We start from the raw sequence: 21,283 nt of genomic DNA on the forward strand, positions 1-21,283 counted from the left end.
CGCTGGGCGCCGGTACGACGAGAGGGGACCGGCATGGACGTCGCAGCAGCGCGCAGCCTCACCGTGGAGCTGTCGGAGCCGGCCGAGGGCTCGACGGGCCTCAGCGAGCGGGACCAGCAGGTCCTCACGTTCGAGCGGCAGTGGTGGAAGTACGCCGGTGCCAAGGAGCAGGCGGTCCGCGAGCTGTTCGACATGTCGGCGACGCGGTACTACCAGGTGCTCAACGGGTTGCTGGACGACCCGGCGGCGCTCGCGTTCGACCCGATGCTGGTCAAGCGGCTCCGTCGGCTGCGCTCGTCCCGCCAGCGGGCCCGCACGGCCCGTCGGCTCAGCGCCGACGCGTGAGCGCGGGGCGCACGGGGTTCACGGACTGAGCCGTTAGCCTTCTCGCCGTGAGCAAGGCCGCCTACCCGTACCCCGCCGACGAGTTCGACGCGCAGCCGGATGCGGGCGCACCCCGCGGCGTGCACCGCGCTCCCCGCTCGGTATGGAGCCGCTGGTGGCCCTTCCTGCTGGTGATCGTCCTGGTGCCGCTCCTCGCCTGGGGCGCCGTCACGTGGATGTCCAACCACGGCGGTCTGCCCAACCTCGCCGTCCCGGCCGTGAGCGAGACCCCCGCCGAGTCCCCCTCGGCCGCCGAGTCCGGTGCCGCCACCGCTGGCGCGCCCGCGTCCACGGCGCCGAGCAGCGCGCCGGCCAGCCCCCCGGCGTCGTCGTCCGGCACGGTCGACAAGGCAACCCCTGTGAAGGTGCTGAACGCCTCGGGCCTCTCGGGTGCCGCCGCAACCGCCGCCACCAAGCTGACCAAGGCCGGGTTCACCTCGGTCACCACGGGCAACAGCCCGACCAGCACCAAGCAGAGCGTCGTCTACTACGCCACCGCGGCTCAGCAGCAGACGGCCGCGCTCGCGGCGTCGACGCTGGGCATCAGCACGGTCACGCTGTCGGCGGCGCAGGCCGGCACGGGCATCACGGTGGTGCTGGGCTAGCAGCCGCTGCGGGGCTCTCGACGGAGTCCTCGCAGTGCCGCTGACGACCGTCAGCGGCTTGCACTCTCCAGGGTCGAGTGCTAACCATTGGGCTAGCACTCTCCTGGTGAGAGTGACAGAAGTACCGGCCGTCAGATGAGGGCCGTCAGCCGCGGGACGTGACTGCGGACGGCGGGCCCGTCCGTCGCGGGCATCGGACGACCACCCCCAGAACCCAGCAGAAGGATCGATAGCCCCATGGCCAAGATCATCGCCTTCGACGAGGAGGCCCGTCGCTCCATGGAGCGCGGCCTGAACATCCTCGCCGACACCGTCAAGGTCACCCTCGGCCCCAAGGGCCGCAACGTCGTGCTCGACAAGAAGTGGGGCGCGCCGACCATCACCAACGACGGCGTCTCCATCGCCAAGGAGATCGACCTCGAGGACCCCTTCGAGAAGATCGGCGCCGAGCTCGTCAAGGAGGTCGCCAAGAAGACCGACGACGTCGCGGGTGACGGCACCACCACCGCCACCGTCCTGGCCCAGGCGCTCGTGCGCGAGGGCCTGCGCAACGTCGCGGCCGGCGCCAACCCGATCGCGCTGAAGCGCGGAATCGAGAAGGCCGTCGAGGCCGTCACGACCCAGCTCCTGGCCCAGGCCAAGGAGGTGGAGACCAAGGAGGAGATCGCCGCCACGGCCGCCATCTCCGCCGGCGACCAGGCGATCGGCGACCTGATCGCCGAGGCCCTGGACAAGGTGGGCAAGGAAGGCGTCATCACCGTCGAGGAGTCCAACGCGCTCGGTCTCGAGCTCGAGCTCACCGAGGGCATGCGGTTCGACAAGGGCTTCCTGTCGGCGTACTTCGTCACCGACCCGGAGCGCCAGGAGGCCGTCCTGGAGGACGCGTACGTCCTGCTCGTCGAGTCGAAGATCTCGAACGTCAAGGACCTGCTGCCGCTGCTGGAGAAGGTCATCCAGGCCGGCAAGCCGCTGTTCATCGTCGCCGAGGACGTCGAGGGCGAGGCCCTGGCCACGCTCGTCGTCAACAAGATCCGCGGCACCTTCAAGTCCGTCGCCGTCAAGGCCCCGGGCTTCGGCGACCGCCGCAAGGCGATGCTGCAGGACATGGCGATCCTCACCGGTGGCCAGGTCGTGTCCGAGACCGTGGGTCTCAAGCTCGACACGGTCGGCCTCGAGGTGCTGGGCCAGGCCCGCAAGATCGTCGTGACGAAGGACGAGACGACGATCGTCGAGGGTGCCGGCGACGCGGCGCAGATCCAGGGTCGCGTGACCCAGATCCGTGCCGAGATCGAGAACTCGGACTCCGACTACGACCGCGAGAAGCTGCAGGAGCGCCTCGCCAAGCTCGCCGGCGGCGTGGCCGTCATCAAGGCGGGTGCGGCCACCGAGGTGGAGCTCAAGGAGCGCAAGCACCGCATCGAGGACGCCGTGCGCAACGCCAAGGCGGCCGTCGAGGAGGGCATCGTCGCCGGTGGTGGCGTGGCCCTCATCCAGGCCGGCAAGCTCGCGTTCGAGAAGCTCGAGCTCGAGGGTGACGAGGCGACCGGTGCGCAGATCGTCCGGCTGGCGATCGAGGCCCCGCTGAAGCAGATCGCGATCAACGCCGGCCTCGAGGGCGGCGTCGTCGCGGAGAAGGTCCGCAACCTGCCGACCGGTCACGGCCTGAACGCCGCGACCAACCAGTACGAGGACCTGCTGGCGGCCGGCGTCAACGACCCGGTGAAGGTCACGCGCTCCGCGCTGCAGAACGCGGCGTCCATCGCGGCGCTGTTCCTCACCACGGAGGCTGTCGTCGCCGACAAGCCGGAGAAGTCGGCCCCGGCCGGCCCCGGCGGTGGCGAGGACTTCGGCGGCGGGTTCTGATCCGCTGAGAGCTCGTTGAGCAGTACCAGGCGGCGCGTGCGCCGCTGAACGTCGAGGGGTCGGTCACCTGCGGGTGGCCGGCCCCTCGTGTGTTTGCGCTGGTCCTGGTCGGTTGTCCAGGTGCGGGCTGTGGAACGGCTGTGTCCACTGAAATCCTTGCTGACTCTTGCTGCAAGGACTTGCTGCCGGATACCGTGCGATCCGTCCGAATCTGCGCACACCGACGTGTGCTGGACCAGAAGGTCGACGATGACTGCTGCTCGCGCACGCTCCCGCACGTCCCGATCGCTGCTGGCCCTGCTGGCGGCGGCCGCCCTGACCGTCACCGGGCTGGTCGCGACGCCCGGCGCACCCGCCGCCGCCGCCCCCGGGGTGGTGACCCTGGTCGGCAGCCTGCAGAGCGAGGCGGGCTGCGCCAACGACTGGGACCCGAGCTGCGCGGCGACGGACCTCGCCCCGACCAGCAAGGCCGGCGTGTACGCGGCGGACCTCACGCTGCCGGGCGGCTCGTACGAGTACAAGATCGCGTTCGACCGGGGCTGGGACGGCGCCGTCGGGCTCGACGGGGGAGCGGCGAACATCCCGCTGGTCACCGGTGGGACGGAGCAGCTGCGGTTCTCCTACGACGTCAGCACGCAGCGCGTCACGGTGACGCCGCTCGGCCTGGCGGCGGGGTACACGTCGGCCGACGACGGCCTCGTCGGGAGCCCGGTGCGGGAGGCGGGCAGCGGGAACCAGTACTACTTCGTGATGACGGACCGGTTCGCCAACGGCAGCACGGCGAACGACACGGCCGGGCTGGGGACGGACCGGCTGGTGTCCGGGTTCGACCCCACCGACAAGGGCTTCTACCACGGTGGTGACCTGGCCGGCCTGACCTCGAGGCTCGACTACATCCACGGGCTCGGGACGTCGGCGATCTGGCTGACGCCGTCGTTCAAGAACAAGCCGGTGCAGGGCACGGGCGCGGACGCCTCCGCCGGGTACCACGGGTACTGGACGACGGACTTCACGCAGATCGACCCGCACCTGGGCACCAACGACGAGATGAAGACCCTGATCGCCGACGCGCACACCAAGGGCATGAAGGTCTACTTCGACATCATCACCAACCACACGGCGGACGTGATCTCGAACGCCCAGAACCAGTACACGTACGTCAGCCAGGCGGACAAGCCGTACAAGGCGGCCGACGGCACGGTGATCCCGGACATCGGCGCGCTGGCGAACTCGCCGAGCTTCCCGACCTTCGACGCCGCGACGTCGTTCCCGTACACACCCGTCGTCGCGCCGGCCGATGCGAACGTCAAGGCCCCGTCCTGGCTGAACGACGTGACGCTGTACCACAACCGCGGTGACTCGACCTACACCGGCGAGTCCACGACGCTCGGCGACTTCTCCGGCCTCGACGACCTGATGACCGAGAACCCGAAGGTCGTCAGCGGCATGGAGCAGATCTACGAGTCCTGGATCGACCTGGGCATCGACGGCTTCCGCATCGACACCGCGAAGCACGTGAACTTCGAGTTCTGGAGGGTGTGGACGCAGCCGGTGCTCGACTACGCCCACACGCACGGCAAGCCGGACTTCTTCATGTTCGGCGAGGTGTACGACGCCGACTCGGCGAAGACGGCGCCGTACGTGCGGGACACGGCGATGAGCTCGGTGCTCGACTTCTCCTTCCAGTCGGCCGCGACCAGCTACGCCAAGGGCGGGTCCGCCAAGTCGCTGCAGGCGCTGTACGCGTCCGACGACCGGTACACCACCACGCACTCCTCGGCCGATGCGCTCCCGACGTTCCTCGGCAACCACGACATGGGCCGCATCGGCTACTTCCTCGCCGGGCAGCCCGACCCGATGGCGCGCGACGAGCTCGCCAACGACCTGATGTTCTTCTCCCGCGGCCAGCCGATCGTCTACTACGGCGACGAGCAGGGCTTCGCCGGCACCGGCGGTGACAAGGATGCCCGCCAGGACATGTTCGCGACGCAGACCGCGTCGTACGCCGACCAGCCGCTGGTCGACGGGACGACGGCCGGGTCGAAGGACCGGTACGACACCACCTCGACCCTCTACCAGCACATCGCCGCGCTGTCCGCGCTGCGGTCCGGCAACCCGGCGCTGGCGCACGGTGCGCAGATCGAGCGGTACGCGCAGGACGGCACCGGGGTGTACGCGTTCTCGCGGGTGGACCGCACCGAGAAGGTGGAGAACCTGGTCGCGGTGAACAACGCCGCGTCGACGCAGACCGTCACGTTCACCACCCTGACGCCGGGCGCGAGCTACGCCGTGCTGTACGGCGGCGGCTCCGGCGTGACGGCCGACGGGTCCGGCAAGGTGACGCTGACCGTCCCGGTGCTGTCGGCCGTGGTGCTGCGGGCCGACCGGCAGGTGGCCGCGGTGCCGTCCCGCACGCTGTCGGTGTCCGTGCCGAGCGCCGGTGCCGGGGTGTCCGGGCTGACGCCGGTGGCGGCCGACGCGACCGACGGGTGGGGCGAGACGAGCTTCGCGTACCGGGTGGTCGGGTCGGGGACCTGGACCGGGCTCGGTACGGCGGAGAGCGGTGCGCCGCGGGTGTTCGCCGACGTGTCCGGGCTCGCGCCCGGCACGCTGGTGGAGTACCGCGCCGTGTCCGTCGACGCGGCGGGCGACCACGTCGCCTCCTCCACCTACGCCTCGGTGGGCAACCGGGTGGACGGGGTGGTCGCCGGGGGCGGCACGGGGACCACGCTGCAGGTGAGCGTGCCGGGCAGCTTCAACGCGGCCGTGGGCTGCGCCGGTGACTGGGCGCCCGACTGCTCCGCGATCGCCCTGACCAAGCGGGCCGACGGCGTGTACGCCGGCACGTTCACGCTGCCCGCCGGCTCGTACGAGTACAAGATCGCGATCGGCGGCAGCTGGAACGAGAACTACGGCGCCGGCGGCGTGCCGGGCGGGGCGAACATCGCGTTCACCACCGCCGGCGGGCCGGTGACCTTCTACTACGACGCGACGACGCACTACGCGCAGAACACCGCGCAGGGGCCGATCGTCACCGCACCCGGCTCGTACCAGTCGACCATCGGGTGTTCCGGCGACTGGGCGCCGGACTGCATGGGGTCATGGCTGGAGGACCTCAAGGGTGACGGCGTGTACACGTTCACCACGTCGGCGATCCCGTCCGGGTCCTACCAGGCGAAGGCCGCGGTCGGGCTCAGCTGGTCGGAGAACTACGGCGCCGGCGGCGTGCCCGGTGGCCCGAACATCGACTTCACCGCGACCACCGGCAAGCAGGTGACGTTCTCCTACACCGCGGCGACGCACGTGCTCACGATCGTCAACAGCAGTCCGCCGCTGCCCGGCACCGGGCAGGAGCTGGCGCAGTGGGTGGACGCCGGCACCGTGGCGGTGCCGCCGGCGCTCGTGCCGTCCGGGACAGACCCGGCTGCGCTGACGTGGACGCTCCGGTCGTCGCAGGCCGGCGACCTGGCCGTGACCGACGGCGCACTGTCGGGCACGGGGACCGCGCTGCCGCTGTCCGTCGTGACCGGCGGCCTCACCGCGGACCAGCTGCACCGGTTCCCCGCCCTGACCGGGTACCTCGCGCTGCACGTCGGCGCGGACCGTGCGGCGGTCGCCACAGCGCTGACCGGCCAGCTGCGGCTGGTGCAGCAGGACGCCACCGGCGCGCTGACGGCGTTCACCGGGGTGCAGGTGCCCGGCGTCCTGGACGACCTCGACGCGGTCTCGGCGCAGAGCCGGAAGCTGGGTGTGACGTGGGCCCGCGGGGTGCCGAGCCTGGCCGTCTGGGCACCGACCGCCCAGCACGTCTCGGTGGTGCTGGACGCCGCTGCGGCAGGTGGGACACCGACCGTCGTGGACGCCACCCGGCAGCCCGACGGCACGTGGACGGTCACCGGTGACCGCAGCTGGAAGAACCGCGGCTACCTGTACAGCCTCACGGTGCCGACCGCCGACGGGGTGGTGACCAACGACGTCACCGACCCCTACTCCGTGGCGCTCACCACCAACGCGACCCGGTCCGTGGTCGCCGACCTGTCCGACCCCGCGCTCCAGCCGGACGTGTGGCGGACGGCCAAGGCGCCGACGATCCCCAACGAGTCGGCCCGGACCGCGTACGAGCTGCACGTGCGCGACTTCTCGGCGACGGACGGCACCGTCCCGGCCGGCCTGCGCGGCACCTACGACGCGTTCACCGTCGAGGACAGCGCTGGCATGACACACCTGAAGGACCTGGCCAAGGCGGGTCTGAACACCGTGCAGCTGCAGCCCGTCTTCGACTTCGCCACCGTCAACGAGGACAAGACCACCTGGCAGCAGCCGGCGTGCGACCTGGCCTCGCTGCCGCCCGCATCCGACCAGCAGCAGGCGTGCACCTCGGCCGTGGCCGCCAAGGACGCCTTCAACTGGGGCTACGACCCGCTGCACTGGCTGGCTCCCGACGGCTCCTACGCCGTGCGCACCGACGGTCCGGCGCGCACCGCGGAGGTGCGCTCGATGGTCGGCTCCCTGCACCGGGCCGGTCTGCAGGTGGTGCTCGACCAGGTGTACAACCACACCTCCGCCAGCGGGCAGTCGGACGCCTCCGTGCTCGACCGCGTGGTGCCGGGCTACTACCAGCGGCTCGACGCCAAGGGTGCGGTGCAGACGTCCACGTGCTGCTCCAACGTGGCCACCGAGCACGCCATGGCCGGCAAGCTGATGGTGGACGGCGTGGTGCTGTGGGCCCAGCAGTACAAGGTCGACGGGTTCCGCTTCGACCTGATGGGCTTCCACTCGGTGCAGAACATGAAGGACGTGCGTGCGGCTCTCGACAGGCTGACGCTCAAGCGCGACGGCGTGGACGGGTCGAAGGTGGCCCTCTACGGCGAGGGCTGGAACTTCGGCGAGGTGGCCGACAACGCCCTGTTCACGCAGGCGGTCCAGGGTCAGCTCGGTGGGACCGGGATCGGGACGTTCAACGACCGGCTGCGGGACGCCGTCCGCGGCGGCAGCCCGGTCGACTCGTCCTCGGTGCAGGCGCAGGGCTACGGCAGCGGGCTCGGCACCGACCCGAACGGCGTGGCGGTCAACGGCACGCCCGCCCAGCAGGCGGCCGCACTCGCCCATGCCGAGGACCTGATCAAGGTGGGCCTCGCCGGCAACCTGCGGGCGTTCACCTTCACCGCGTCGGACGGCACCGTGAAGCGTGGTGACCAGATCGACTACAACGGGCAGCCGGCCGGCTACGCCGACCAGCCGGACGAGGTGGTCAACTACGTCGACGCGCACGACAACCAGACGCTGTACGACGCGCTGGCGCTCAAGCTGCCGAAGGCGACCACGATGGCCGACCGGGTGCGGATGCAGACGCTCTCGCTCGCCGCGGCGACCCTCTCGCAGAGCCGGGTGATGTGGCTGGCCGGCACCGACCTGCTGCGCAGCAAGTCGATGGACAACGACAGCTACGACTCGGGCGACTGGTTCAACCGGATCGACTGGACCGGCACCAGCTCTACGTGGGGCTCCGGCCTGCCGCCGGCGGCGAAGAACTCCGGCCAGTGGCCGGTGATGGCGCCGCTGCTCGCCGACCCGGCGCTGAAGCCGTCCGCGGCCGACATGGCGGCCGCCACCGCCCAGGCGCAGACGCTGCTGACCATCAAGGCGTCCAGCCCGCTGTTCCGGCTGGACGACGCCGCCGCGATCGAGCAGAAGGTCAGCTTCCCGACGACGGACCCCGGCGTGATCGCGATGTGGATCGACGACACCCGCGGTGCCGATGTCGACAAGGCCCGCGACGGCGTGCTGGTCGTGTTCAACGCGAGCACCACCTCGGTCAGCGAGCACCTCGCCGGGCTCACCGGCCACGCGCTGACGCTGTCGAAGGCCCAGGCGCACGGGTCCGACCCCGTGGTGAAGACGACCCGGTGGGACAGCGCGACGGGGACGGTCACCGTGCCGCCGCGGACGGTGGTGGTGCTGGAGCAGAAGCAGCACGGTGCGCCGTGGACCGGACCGTGGGGCGGTGCTTGGTGGTCGGCCGGGCCGTGGTCGTCGGGCGGTCCCTCGTCGTCGGGCGGCTCCTGGTCGTGGGGCGAGCCGTGGTCATGGCTGTGGTCGTGGTCCCGCGGCTGACCGACCGAAGCACGCAGTGAGCCGCGCGACGTCAGCCGTGCCGGTGCGCTGATCGCCTCCGGTCCCGGGCGGGTACCCGGAGACCGGAGGCGATCAGCCGGCGGATCAGCTGGTGCCCGTCGACCGCCTGGGCGCCGAGGGCCACCAGCTCCTCGTACCGGTGCTGCGGCACGTCGTAGTGATCCAGGTCGAACGCCCGGGTCGGCAGGCCGGCGCGCTGCGCGAACTCGTGCAGCTCGTCGTACGACTCGTCGCTCACCAGGTGGCACCACACGGTGCCGTGCCGGGGCCAGGCAGGCGGGTCGACGAGGACGGTCATCCCGCCGAGGGTAACCGCCTCGTCAGTCGGACTCCCGCGCGGCACCTCGACCGGGCGGACGGCCTGGTCAGCCCGCTGCGAACAGCCGGGACGCCGCGGCCTCCGCGTCGGCATAGGTGCGCGACGCGCTGGTCATCGCCGCGCTGATCTGGGTGAGGGACTGCTCCACCTTGCCCTGCGTGGCGGACCAGTCGGCGACCAGACCGGCGAAGGCGCCGGCAGCGGCACCGCGCCACCCGGCCTGCAGCTCGGTCAGCTGGCGGTTCATCGCCGCGACCTCCGCCTGGATGGAGGCGACCCGTGCCTGGACACCACCGGCTGCGCGCGCCAGCTCGGCTGCATCGACCTCGTAACGACTCATCGGACCTCCCGTGCCCCGCCGGGCTGCCGGGCGGGCAGCTCTCGACGACGGGGCGCGGCCGACGCTAGGGATCCCACAGGGACGCACGGCTGTGGAACGGCGCCGGCACCCGACCTCACGGACGCGTGCCGGGCTGGGGACGGATGAGGTCGGACTCAGGCGGGCGTGCTCGTCGTCGACGGCGCCGGGCTCCCCGACGCGGAGGTCCCTGCGCCGTTCCCGGCAGCCGTCGCCCCGCTCGCGGTCCCGGCGGACCCGGCAGCGAGCTTCGCGAGCTCCTTCTCCACGCGGGCGAGCTCGGCGGTCAGGTTCTGCCGGGCCGGCTCCTCCCAGCGCTCGGACAGCGGGCTGACGAACAGGCGCGGACGGCCCAGGAGCTTGCGCAGGATGTGCTCGCGGGCCGCGAGGAACTTGTCCAACGGGACGTGGGCGTACTCGGCGCGCAGGTCCTCGAGGTAGGCGCGGTACTTCTGCGGCTCGGTGGCCAGCATCGCCAGGTCGGCGTCGCACAGGACGGCGCTGTCCGGGTCGGCCGGGTCCGGGTTGTGCCGCGCCAGGCGGACCACCAGGTCGTGCACGCGCTGCGCCTTCTCGGCGGAGACGCCGAGCGCGGTCAGCTCGTCGTACGCCAGGCGGGCGCTGGCCACCTCGTCCTCGCCGCCGCGGTTGGCGTACGCCGCGCGCTCGGCCGAGTCGAAGATCGCCCCGTGGTACCAGGCGGCGAGCCGCACCACCTCGGGGTCGTAGGTCTCCTCCGTCAGCTCGTCCACCCGGGCGATGACGTCCACCAGGTGACGGAGGTTGTGGAAGTGCCGCTCCGGAGCGGTCCACCTGGCCAGGAGGGCCTCACCGGTCCTGCGGATCTCGTCGGCCTCGGCGGTACCGCCGACTGCCTGGACACTGCGGACGAATGCGGACAACAACCACTGTGGCGCGTCATGGACGCCCATGGATCGACCTCACGGCTGGTTACTAGGACGAGTCATCGTAGCCTCAGGCCCTGTCAGCGGCCTCTCGAGGCTGGTCGGCCTGATCGCCCTCGGGTGCCGGCTCGGTGGCCGGCGCATCGTGCCTGGTCACAGCGCCGCGATCGGCTGGGCCGGCGTTCTCGGCCACGGGCGGGACGTCGGCCTCGTCCTGCTCCTCGACCTCGTCGGCGGCTGCACCGGCGGGTGCGGCGGGCAGCACCACGCGCACCGTCGTGCCGCCGCCGGGCGTCTGTGCGAGCGTCACCTGACCGGAGTGCGCCGAGACGATGGCCGCGACGATCGCCATCCCCAGACCTGCTCCGCCGGACTCCCGCGTGCGCGAGGCGTCCACCCGGTAGAACCGCTCGAACACCCGGGCGGCGTGCTCCGGGTCGATGCCGGGCCCGTGGTCCCGCACCTCGATGATGCCGACGCGAGGGGCGGTGCCGACGGCGATCTCGACGGGCGTGCCGGCGGGCGTGTGCTGCACCACGTTGCCGACCAGGTTGGCGACCACCTGTCGCAGACGGGCATCGTCGCCGAGCACCAGCGTGGCGCCGGCCGTGCCGCTCGGGTCGAGCGCTGCGAGGCGGGCCGGCCGGTCGGGATCCAGTGCGCGAAGGTCGCTGATCGCGTCGGCCGCCAGCACCGTGAGGTCCACCGGCTGGTGCGCGATCGGCCGTCCCTCGTCGAGCCGGGCCAGGGCGAGCAGGTCCTCCACCAGCGTGCCCATCCGGGTGGCGGAGCCCTCGATGCGGCGCATCGTGTCGTCCACCTGGTCGGCGCCGGTCAGGGCGCCCATCCGGTACAGCTCGGCGTAGCCGCGGATCGTCGCCAGCGGGGTGCGCAGCTCGTGCGACGCGTCGGCGACGAACCGGCGCATCCGGGCCTCGGAGGCGGTGCGGGCGTCGAACGCCGCCTCGATCTGCGTCAGCATCCCGTTCAGCGCGACGCCGAGGCGACCCACCTCGGTGCTCTCCGGTGCGGTGCGCACGCGGCGGGACAGGTCGCCGGCGGCGATCGCCGCGGCCGTCTCCTCGATGCGGCCCAGCGGCGCGAGGGACCGTCGCACCGCCCAGCCGGCGGCGAGGCCGCCGAGCAGCACGATGCCGACGCCGGACAGCAGCAGCACCGAGACCATCGTGCTGGTGGTGTCCCGTGCCTCGCCGAGCGGCAGCGCCACCAGAACGGTGCCGGTCCCGTCGGTGGTGGTGAAGGCCACCACCCGCCAGTGCGAACCGGCGACCGACGACTTCACCGTGAAGGGCCGGGCGTCCAGTGCCGCCGCCTGAGCCACGGTCAGGTCCGGCACGTTGGGCTCGCCGTAGGCGTCCGCCACGCTCTGCGACCCCCAGACGAAGGACTGCGAGCCCTCCACCTGCAGGCGCACGTAGTAGTCCGACGGCCCGGAGGCCTGGTGCAGCCCGTTGACGAGCGCCGTGATCCGCTGGTTCGCGAGGGCCTTCCCCTCGGTGCGCAGCTTGTCGTCGATCTGCGCGACCAGCGAGCGCTGCAGCAGGGCGGTGCTGGTGATCCCCGCCAGCACCAGGCCGACGGCGATCAGCACGGTGGCGACGGCGACCAGGCGGCCGCGCAGCGGCACCCGGTCCCAGGCCGCCGCCCACCGCGTCGGCAGACGGAGTGCCGTCACGACTGCTCGCGCAGCAGGTAGCCGACGCCACGCTTGGTGTGGATCAGCGGCGGCAGCCGCCGGCCCTGCTCGTCGTCCAGCTGGTCGACCTTGCGCCGCAGGTAGGAGATGTAGGACTCGACGATGTTGGCGTCGCCACCCCAGTCGTACTGCCACACGTGGTCGAGGATCTGCGCCTTGGACAGCACGCGGCCGGCGTTGAGCATCAGGTAGCGCAACAGCTTGAACTCGGTGGGGGACAGGTCGATCAGCTGACCGGCGCGGCGGACCTCGTGCGAGTCGTCGTCCAGCTCGAGGTCCGCGTAGCGGAGCACCTGCGAGTCGTCGTCCACCCGCTGGGTCCGCCGCAGCACCGCGCGGATGCGGGCGACGACCTCCTCGAGGCTGAACGGCTTGGTGACGTAGTCGTCGCCGCCGACGGTCAGGCCCTGCACCTTGTCGGCCGTGTCGTCGCGCGCCGTGAGGAACAGCACCGGCACGTGCTGACCCTTCTCGCGCAGGCGTCGGGTGACGGTGAAGCCGTCCATGTCCGGCAGCATCACGTCCAGCACCACCAGGTCCGGCTGCACCTCCTTGGCCAGGCGCAGCGCGGAGCTGCCGTCCGCCGCCGAGCTCACCTCGAAACCGGCGAAGCGCAGGGACGTGGCGAGCAGCTCACGGATGTTGGGCTCGTCGTCGACGACGAGCAGCCGAGCCTCGGGCGCACCGGACGCAGCGTTCATCCACCCAGTGTGCGACTGCTGTCTGGGAGTGCGCTGGACGTCACCTGCGCGCGCGGAAGGCCCGGGCGGTGTCGTGGCGGGGCCCGGCCCGTGGTCCGCGCGTGTGAGCGATAACATCGATGCGGGCGCGCGCGGCGTGGCGCACGGCGTCGCCCTGTACCTTTCTGCTCCATGACGACTGTCCAGATCGAGGCCGGCGACCGCCTCGACCCGATCGGCGCGCCCCGCGCGCGCCTGACCGTGCTGCAGAGCTCCCCGAGCTGCGGTCTCGACCGGTTCGCCGAGTGGCTCGGTGACGTCGACGTGCAGCTGGTGCGTGCGGACCTCGGCGAGCCGGTGCCGACCCCCGCCGAGGTGGGGCACGGCCTCCTGGTGCTCGGCGCCGAGCTGTCGGTGTACGACGACGAGCGGGCGCCGTGGCTGCCAGCCGTGCGCGACCTGCTCGCAGAGACCAGCGCGACCGGCGTCCCCACGCTGGCGATCTGCCTCGGTGCCCAGCTCCTGGCCGTCGCCCGCGGCGGCCGCGTGCAGGTGGCCGCCCCTCCCGGGCCCGAGGCCGGCGTGGTCAACGTCCGGTGGCGTCCGGAGGCGGAGTCCGACGCGCTCGTCGGACCGCTGCTGCAGCCGTGGCAGGCCCGGCGGCTCACGCCGCAGCCGGCGATGCACGACGACGCGGTGGTGGAGCTGCCGCGCGGCGGCGTGTGGCTCGGCTCGTCGGCGATGTACCCGTACCACGCGTTCCGGATCGGGTCGGCCTGGGGTCTGCAGTTCCACCCGGAGACCTCGCAGGAGACGCTGCGGGAGTGGGCGGTGACGGCCGGCCACGACGCCGACGCGGTGCTGGCCGGGTGGGCCGGTCAGGACGAGGCGCTGACGGCCTTCAGCCGCGGCATCGCCGAGCGGCTCGTGGCCCTGGTCAGCGCGCGGGCCGACGAGGGCTCCTTCGTCCCGGCCTGATCCGACCGCTCCCGTCACGAGGAAGGGCCCCCGGCGCGTGCCGAGGGCCCTTCGTCATGCGTGCGCGACCAGGTTCAGGACTGCGGCCCCGCGGCGATCTGCGGCGTGACCTGCGTCGCCGGCAGCTGGGCGGGCTCGGCGCCCGCCTTCAGCGCGGCGAGGCGGGCCTCGACCTCGATCTGCGAGTCCGACGACTCGAGCTCGGCGAACTGCGCGTCCAACGAGGTGGCGGCGAGCTCCGCCTGCCCCTGCGCATAGGCCTCCTCGTGCCGCACCCGGTCCTCGAACCGGGCGAGCTCGCTGGTCGGGTCGAGGACGTTGATCGAGCCGATCGCCTCCTGCACCTGACGCTGCGCCTGCGCCGACTTCTGCCGCGCGACAAGCGTGTCGCGGCGGGACCTCAGCTGGCCCAGCTTGTCCTTCATCATCGCCAGGCCGGTCTTCAGCTTGTCCACCGAGTCGCGCTGCGAGGCGAGCAGCGGCTCGGCCTCCTTGACCTCGTTCTCGGCGGTGATCTGCCGGCCGATGGCGACCTTGGCGAGCGCGTCGAACTTGTCGGCGTTCGCCGCGTCACCGGCGGCGCGGTACTGGTCTGCGCGGCTCGAGGCCGCGACCGCCTTGCGGCCCCAGTCGGTGGCCGCCGCGACGTCGGCGTTGTAGTCCTGCTCCGCCAGGCGGAGGTTGCCGATGGTCTGCGCGATCGCCTTCTCCGCCTCGGCGATCTCGTTGGTGTAGTCCCGGACCAGCTGGTCCAGCATCTTCTGCGGGTCCTCCGCCTGGTCGATCAGGGCGTTGATGTTCGCCTTCGCCAGCTGGGCGATCCGCCCGAAGATGGACTGCTTCTCCGTCATGCGCGTGCCTTCCTGTCGAGTCCCGCTCGTGCTGCCGATGTGCCGGTCACTGCCACGTCGCTGCCACCACCTGCCGAGGATCAGAAGCCCCCACCGTCCCCGCCGCCGCCGAAGCCACCGCCGAAGCCACCGCCGCCGAAGCCGCCGCCGTCACCGCCGCCGCCCCAGCCGCCTCCGTCCCCGCCCCAGCCGCCACCACCGTGGCCCCAGCCACCTCCGCCGCGCAGGATCGAGTCGATCAGGATGCCGCCGAGGATCATGCCGCCGAGGTTCCCGCCGCCACCGCGGCCGCCGCCCCAGGGGCCGCCGCGCTGGTCGTCGGACCGCTGCACGTCGTCCTGGGCGATCCGGCCGGCCTCCGCGACCAGCTGCTCGGCGCGCTGGGCGGTGGCCAGCGCGCCCTGGACGTCGGTCTGGCGCTGGGCGACGGCCTGGTCACGCAGCCGCTGACCCTCCGCGAGGCGGGTGCGGGCCTCGGGCCCGACGGCACCGCGGCGCGTGTCCACGTAGTCGGTGGTGGCGCGCAGCGCGGAGTCGAGGCGGCCGAGGGTCTGGTCCAGCAGGCCGAGCGCGCGGCGGTTCGCCTCGTCGTGCTCCCGCGAGGGCGCGAGCGCGGCGTCGAGCGTGGCCTCGGCGGCCGCGATGCGGCGCAGCGCGGCCAAGGGGTCACCGTCGCCGGCCCGGGCGGCCTGGGCTGAGGAGACCGCGGCGCTCGCCTCGGTGGCGGCCGGCGCGACGCGGGGGTCGCCGGGGGCCAGGCGGGCGGCATCGGAGAGGTCGCCCGTGATGGACGCGATCGCGGCGTCCAGGCGCGAACCCGCGGCAGCCAGGTCGTTCCCGGCCGAGTCGACGGCGTCGAGCAGCGTGGTCGCCTGGTCCAGGGCCGTCTGCGCCGCGCGGGCGTAGCCGACGGCCGCGCCGCGGTCGCCCGAGGCTAGGGCCTGGCGGCCCGCCGCGAGCGTCCCCGTGACGTCGTCGAGCAGGTGGGCCGCCTGGTCGGGGTTGGCCGTGACGGAAGCGAGGGCGGACGCCGGGTAGCGCGAGGCCAGGGCGGCGAGGGTGGTGCGGGTCGGTTCGATGCGGGACCGCAGCGTGGCGACGGCGCGCTCGTGGCCGTCGAGGGCGTCGCCCACGTGCGCCTCGAGGTCGCGCAGGCGGTCGAAGTCGTCCTTCTGGGCGTTCAGCGCGGCGGACACCTGCGCGCACAGCCGCAGGATCTGCGCCGAGGTGGCGCGCACCTGCGCCTCGGTGTCCGGGACGTCGTCGTCCAGCGTCTGGCGCAGCCGGAACGCCTCGGTGATCTGCTGCTTGCCGTCCGCGAGCACCTTCTCGAACGCGCGGGTGGCGTCCGGGCCGAACTCCGCCTGGGCGAACCCGAGCTCCTGCTCGGAGGACCGCAGGGCGTCGTCGAGCCCCACCAGGGCGGAGGCGGACCGGCGGTCCAGCTCCGCGGTCGGCAGCTGGGCGTACTCGTCGGCCGCCGTCGCCACACGCGTCGACCCGGCGGTGTCCGCCATGGGGCCCGCGAGGGCACGGCGGCGGTTGCGGCTGACGACACCCGCGATGATCGCGATCACCACGATGACGATCAGCCCCACCACCAGCAGGGCCCCGAACGTGCCGGCGGCGTTGCTGGTGGTCGTCGTACCGGTGCTGGCGCCGCCGCTGCCGGCGGCGCTGCGCAGGCCGTCCGCGGCGGTGACCGCCGCCTGGGCCCAGCTGTCGGTGCGCAGCTGGTCCTCGACCTTCGAGGCGACCTGCTGCACCTCGGTGCTGGTGATCGCGCCGGACGAGGACGGCGCCAGGATGTAGCGCCGGGCGCTGGTGGCGACCGCGAGGACGAAGTCCTGCGAGCCGAGGCCGGACTGCTTGGCGGCCTGCTGCGTCCAGGTCAGCGGGTCGGTGCCGGAGAAGTCGGGGACGAACACGACGTACAGCTGGTACGGGGTGTCCTTCGCGAGGCGGTCGAGCGCCGCCTGCACCGTCGCCGTGTCGTTGCCGAGCACGCCGGAGTGGTCGGTGATCTCGCCGGACAGGGTCGGTGGCGCCTCGGCGCTCGCCGGCAGCCCACCGGCCAGGATCACCCCGCCCACCAGGGCGATCGCCGCACCTGCCCGCGCCAGCACTGCCGCCACCCTGCGCACCACACGATCCTTTCTCACAGGTCCGACCGCCGCAACGAGTTCACGGTACGGACGGTTCCACCCGTCGCGAACGCGGCCGGCGTGGCGGTGCGGGCCGGGTGGTCGGCCGGTGGATGGGGGGGCAGGGTCAGGCCGGGTCGGGCGCCTGGTCCAGGTCCTCGGCGTCGACGATCGTGTAGGAGTAGCCCTGCTCCGCCAGGAACCGCTGGCGGTGGGCGGCGAACTCCTGGTCCACGGTGTCCCGCGCCACGACCGCGTAGAAGTGCGCGGTGCGCCCGTCGCCCTTGGGCCGCATGATCCGGCCGAGGCGCTGGGCCTCCTCCTGGCGGGACCCGAACGACCCCGACACCTGGATGGCGACGGACGCCTCCGGCAGGTCGATGGAGAAGTTGGCCACCTTGCTGACGACGAGCGTGGACAGCTCGCCGGTGCGGAAGGCGCCGAACAGCCGCTGGCGCTCGCGGACGGTCGTCTCGCCGGTGATCAGCGGGGCGTCCAGGTGCTCGGCCAGCTCGTGCAGCTGGTCCAGGTACTGGCCGATGACGAGCGTCTGCTCACCCGCGTGCCGGCGCACGATGCGGTCGACGACGCCGTTCTTGCCGCCGGCGGTCGCCGCGAGGCGGTACTTGTCCTCCGGCTCGGCGGTGGCGTAGGTCATCCGCTCGTGGTCGGGGAGGGTCAGCCGGACCTCGGTGCACAGGGCGGGGGCGATGTAGCCCTGGGACTCGATGTCCTTCCACGGCGCGTCGAACCGCTTGGGGCCGATCAGGGAGAACACCTCGTCCTCGCGGCCGTCCTCGCGCACCAGGGTGGCGGTGAGGCCGAGGCGGCGACGGGCCTGCAGGTCCGCCGTCATCCGGAACACCGGGGCCGGGAGCAGGTGCACCTCGTCGTAGACGATCAGGCCCCAGTCGCGGGCGTCGAGCAGCTCGAGGTGGCTGTAGACGCCCTTCCGCTTGGTGGTGAGCACCTGGTAGGTGGCGATGGTGACGGGCCGGATCTCCTTGCGGGAGCCGGAGTACTCGCCGATCTCGTCCTCGGTCAGCGTGGTGCGGGCCACCAGCTCGTCGCGCCACTGCCGCGCACTGACCGTGTTGGTGACCAGGATCAGCGTCGTGGTCGACGACCGGGCCATCGCGCCGGCACCGACCAGCGTCTTGCCGGCACCGCAGGGCAGCACCACCACGCCGGACCCGCCGTGGAAGAACCCGTCGATCGCCTGCTGCTGGTACGGCCGCAGCGACCAGTCGTCCTCCAGCAGCCCGATGTCGTGCTTCTCGCCGTCGACGTACCCCGCGAGGTCCTCCGCCGGCCAGCCGAGCTTGACCAGCACCTGCTTGAGGTGACCCCGCTCGGAGGCGTGCACCACCACGTCGGTCTCGTCCAGCCGGGCGCCGAACAGGCCGGCGGTCCGCTTGGACCGCATCACCTCCGCCAGCACCGCCCGGTCCAGGGCGTGCAGCACCAGGCCGTGCACCGGGTCGGACACCAGCTGCAGGCGGCCGTAGCGGGACATCGTCTCGGCGACGTCGACCAGGAGCGCGTGCGGCACCGGGTAGCGGCTGTACAGCAGCAGGGTGTCGATCACCTGCTCGGCGTCGTGGCCCGCGGCCCGCGCGTTCCACAGGCCGAGCGGCGTCAGCCGGTAGGTGTGCACGTGCTCCGGCGCGCGCTCCAGCTCCGCGAACGGGGCGATGGCCCGACGGCAGGCGTCGGCGAGGTCGTGGTCGACCTCGAGCAGCAGCGTCTTGTCGCTCTGCACGATCAGGGGGCCGTCTGTCACTGCGCTCCTTCGGGTGCGGCTTCGGGTGCCGCTTCTGGTGCTGCGTCGGGTGCGTGCTGCGCGGCCGACGGCCGGGCGCGGTGCACCGAGGCGATCCGGTGCACCGCCACGGTCAGCTCGGCCTCACGGGCGGGGTCCACGGCGCGCAGGCGCCCCCCGTCGACCCGAACCGGGACCAGCAGCCGGCGGTCCAGCTCGCCACGGGCGCCGACCAGCTCCACCCACACCGGGGTGCGCTCGTCGGCCGCCTCGCGCAGCAGCAGCAACGCCAGCGCCGGGTCGGCTGTTCCATCGGGCACGTCCGCGCGGTCCGGTACCGGCGCGGCGGTCCGCACGTGCACCGGTGCGGCGGTGCCGGCCTCGGGCTCGTCGGGCCTCGCCGCACCCGCTGCCGGCGCCGGCGGTGCGGCGACCTCCGGGCTCGCCGGCTCGAGCGCCGGCAGGTCGGCGGCGAGCTGCGGGACGGCCTCCTCGGCCCTCCGCAGGCGTGGGACCAGGGCGGTCGCGCGGGCGAGGGCCGAATGCTCGTCGTCGGACGCCGGCTGCGCCTGCGCGCGCGACGGCCGCACCCGCACCCGCAGCGGTGCGGCCTGCGCGTGCACGACGGAGCCGTCCGGCCCCTCGAGCACCGGCGCGAGCCCACGTTCGCGCAGCGCCTCCACCAGCTCGGCGGGCGGCACGGACGCGGCGAGCACGGTCGGCGCCAGCAGCACCAGGCCGAGCGAGGCGAACCGGGGGTCGTCCGGCAGACCTGCCAGCAGCGCGGGGTCGTCGGCGCGCAGGTAGGCCAGCGCCGCGCCCGCCCGCAGGCGGCCGTGCCGGCGGGCCGCGTCCCGCACCAGGTACTCCAGGGGCTGCGGCACGTGCCCGCGGGACACCGCGGCCAGCTCGCGGAGCAGGTCGTCGGCCGTCGCGCCGGCGTCCAGCCCCACGCGCAGCGACTCGGGGGTGAATCGGACGGTCAGCGCGCCCCCGCGGGACTCCACGGTCGCCGTCCGGGCCAGCAGTGCCTCGAGGTTCGGCGACGGCCGTCCCGGCACGATGCCGGTCAGGTCCGCCTGGAGCACCAGCTCGTCCACCGTCTCCGGCAGGTCGGCGGTGAGGGCGGCGGCCGGCGCCGCGGGGTCCTCGGTCAGCAGCGCCCGCCCCGCCGGGGACAGCGCACCGGCACCGGTGACACCCAGGCGCGCCGCCTCGGTCAGCAGCCCGCGGACCACCGCCTCGGGGGGCACCGACCGCGGCGCCCGCCAGCGGAGCACGTCGAGCACCCCGCCCGCGCCCGGACCGAGCCCCTCCGGGGCCGACGCCAGCACCTCGAGCACCGTTCGCCGCACGCGCGGCGCCCACCGGCGGTGCAGCTCGGGGTCCAGGGCCGACCGGACGGCGCCACGGTCGTCGCGGGTCCCCACCAGCCACGGCGTGCGCATCGTGTCCCGCCAGGCCGTGGCGAGCGCGGCCCACCGCTCGGGCAGGCTGCGCGCCGCCCAGCCGTCGACGAGGTCGGTCGGCACGAACGCCGGTGGGTCGCCGCCGTCGTCCACCACCAGGCCGGCCGCGGCCGCCAGCTCGGCGACGAACGCCGCCTCGTCCTCGTCCACCTCGAGCCGCTGCGCCAGCCGACGCAGGTCGCGCACGCCGAGGCCACCGGCGCGCAGCACCGCCGGGGGCGTGCGGCCCCACGCGTCGACCAGCGCCCCGACCAGGCGCACCGTCCGCTCCGCGGCCGCTGCCGACTCCGCTCCGACCAGGGACGCCGGCCAGCGGCGGCCCACCGAGGGCATCGGCTCCCGCGCGACCTCCGGGTGCGTCCGACCGCCGCGCAGCGCGAGGGCGACGGTGCGCGGCAGGACGACGTGCCGGGCGTCCGTCGCCCGGAGGGCGCCCCGCCGCACCAGCCACGCGACGGTGCGGCCCGCCGCCGTCGACGGTTCGGGGGCGATCCCGACCGGAGGTCCCCACGTCAGTGCCTCGAGGACGGCGCGTGCTCCGGCCGGTGCCTCGGCGAGCAGCGCGTGCACGTCCGCCGGCGGCGGAGGCACGCCGGGACGGGTGGGCGTCACCGCGGGAGCGGCGAGGCCCGCGGGGTAGGGACCGAGCACCTCGGCGAGCCCGGGGCTCGGGTGCAGGCGGCCGGCGTCGTCGGTCCAGACGAGCGCGCGCGCGACGGCGTCGTCCAGGGCGCGTCCGACGAGCGCGCGGTCGGCCGCTGCGGAGGCGGTGGAGTCGGGCGCGACGACGTCCTCCGTACCGTCGGTGACAGCCGACCCGGCCGGCGCCGGACCCGCGACCGATGAGGCGACCGCCGGCCCCGCGACCGCCGTGAGCACCTCGTCCCGCGTCGGCGGCTCCTCGGCCGCCAGCGCGACGACCGCCTCGAGCGCCTGCAGCACCGCGGCGTCGACGGCGGCGAGCGCCCGTTCCAGGCTCATGCGCGAGGTGGCCCGCACGGCCAGCGACGCCAGTGTCGCCGGTGACGGGCTGCCCAGGTCCGGCCGCAGGCGCAGCAGCGTGACGAGCTCGTCGTCGGTGCGCGCGCGCAGCTGGTCGGTGAACGTGGACAT

Annotated in this window: 14 protein-coding genes; 5 read left to right on the plus strand and 9 right to left on the minus strand. The window is 73.3% G+C overall.

The features are described 5' to 3' along the window. Nucleotides 1–33 precede the first annotated feature (33 nt). The 4 genes from ACFQTY_RS09590 (at nucleotide 34) to pulA (ending at nucleotide 8,966) form a co-directional block, all read left to right on the plus strand. Entirely contained in the window at nucleotides 34–345 is a 312-nt protein-coding gene (locus ACFQTY_RS09590; RefSeq protein WP_291761503.1) for a DUF3263 domain-containing protein, read from the plus strand. A gap of 47 nt (nucleotides 346–392) precedes the next feature. Next, entirely contained in the window at nucleotides 393–989 is a 597-nt protein-coding gene (locus ACFQTY_RS09595; RefSeq protein ID WP_378099767.1) for a LytR C-terminal domain-containing protein, read from the plus strand. Nucleotides 990–1,226: 237 nt separating this feature from the next. Next, nucleotides 1,227–2,852 carry a chaperonin GroEL gene (groL, locus tag ACFQTY_RS09600; RefSeq protein ID WP_378099769.1) on the plus strand — a complete coding sequence of 542 codons (1,626 nt, stop codon included), beginning with the start codon at nucleotides 1,227–1,229 and terminating at the stop codon, nucleotides 2,850–2,852. Nucleotides 2,853–3,101: 249 nt separating this feature from the next. Beyond that, on the plus strand, nucleotides 3,102–8,966 hold the full coding sequence (pulA, locus tag ACFQTY_RS09605; RefSeq protein ID WP_378099771.1) for a pullulanase-type alpha-1,6-glucosidase: 5,865 nt from the start codon (nucleotides 3,102–3,104) through the stop codon (nucleotides 8,964–8,966). Between the two features lie 31 nt (nucleotides 8,967–8,997). Here the strand turns inward: pulA and ACFQTY_RS09610 are convergent, their stop codons facing one another. From ACFQTY_RS09610 to ACFQTY_RS09630, 5 genes are all read right to left on the minus strand, one after another. Then, a complete protein-coding gene (locus tag ACFQTY_RS09610; RefSeq protein ID WP_378099773.1) occupies nucleotides 8,998–9,285 on the minus strand; it encodes a DUF4031 domain-containing protein in 288 nt (95 codons plus the stop codon). A gap of 67 nt (nucleotides 9,286–9,352) precedes the next feature. Beyond that, entirely contained in the window at nucleotides 9,353–9,646 is a 294-nt protein-coding gene (locus ACFQTY_RS09615; protein ID WP_291764015.1) for a WXG100 family type VII secretion target, read from the minus strand. Between the two features lie 155 nt (nucleotides 9,647–9,801). Beyond that, nucleotides 9,802–10,596, minus strand: coding sequence for a hypothetical protein (locus ACFQTY_RS09620; protein ID WP_378099776.1), 795 nt, complete (start codon nucleotides 10,594–10,596; stop codon nucleotides 9,802–9,804). Between the two features lie 43 nt (nucleotides 10,597–10,639). Further along, nucleotides 10,640–12,265, minus strand: a complete 1,626-nt coding sequence (locus ACFQTY_RS09625) for a sensor histidine kinase (protein WP_378099778.1) — start codon at nucleotides 12,263–12,265, stop codon at nucleotides 10,640–10,642. Further along, complete coding sequence (locus ACFQTY_RS09630; protein WP_378099780.1) at nucleotides 12,262–12,987, minus strand: response regulator transcription factor; 726 nt, start codon at nucleotides 12,985–12,987, stop codon at nucleotides 12,262–12,264. The genes ACFQTY_RS09625 and ACFQTY_RS09630 overlap by 4 nt, the downstream gene beginning before the upstream one ends. A 171-nt stretch (nucleotides 12,988–13,158) precedes the next feature. On the opposite strand from ACFQTY_RS09630, the gene ACFQTY_RS09635 reads away from it, so the two are divergent. Further along, a complete protein-coding gene (locus ACFQTY_RS09635) occupies nucleotides 13,159–13,944 on the plus strand; it encodes a type 1 glutamine amidotransferase (protein WP_378099782.1) in 786 nt (261 codons plus the stop codon). Between the two features lie 74 nt (nucleotides 13,945–14,018). Here the strand turns inward: ACFQTY_RS09635 and ACFQTY_RS09640 are convergent, their stop codons facing one another. From ACFQTY_RS09640 to ACFQTY_RS09655, 4 genes are all read right to left on the minus strand, one after another. Beyond that, nucleotides 14,019–14,795 (minus strand): PspA/IM30 family protein, encoded by a 777-nt coding sequence (locus tag ACFQTY_RS09640; RefSeq protein WP_378099784.1) that lies wholly within the window; start codon nucleotides 14,793–14,795, stop codon nucleotides 14,019–14,021. A gap of 80 nt (nucleotides 14,796–14,875) precedes the next feature. Next, nucleotides 14,876–16,930 carry a TPM domain-containing protein gene (locus tag ACFQTY_RS09645; RefSeq protein ID WP_378099786.1) on the minus strand — a complete coding sequence of 685 codons (2,055 nt, stop codon included), beginning with the start codon at nucleotides 16,928–16,930 and terminating at the stop codon, nucleotides 14,876–14,878. Between the two features lie 136 nt (nucleotides 16,931–17,066). Next, complete coding sequence (locus ACFQTY_RS09650) at nucleotides 17,067–18,722, minus strand: DNA repair helicase XPB (protein WP_378099788.1); 1,656 nt, start codon at nucleotides 18,720–18,722, stop codon at nucleotides 17,067–17,069. Next, nucleotides 18,719–21,283, minus strand: a complete 2,565-nt coding sequence (locus tag ACFQTY_RS09655) for a helicase-associated domain-containing protein (RefSeq protein ID WP_378099790.1) — start codon at nucleotides 21,281–21,283, stop codon at nucleotides 18,719–18,721. Before ACFQTY_RS09655 ends, ACFQTY_RS09650 begins: the two co-directional genes overlap by 4 nt.

This window comes from Cellulomonas sp. T2.31MG-18, from assembly GCF_964266755.1.
In the GTDB taxonomy this organism is placed as follows: domain Bacteria; phylum Actinomycetota; class Actinomycetes; order Actinomycetales; family Cellulomonadaceae; genus Cellulomonas.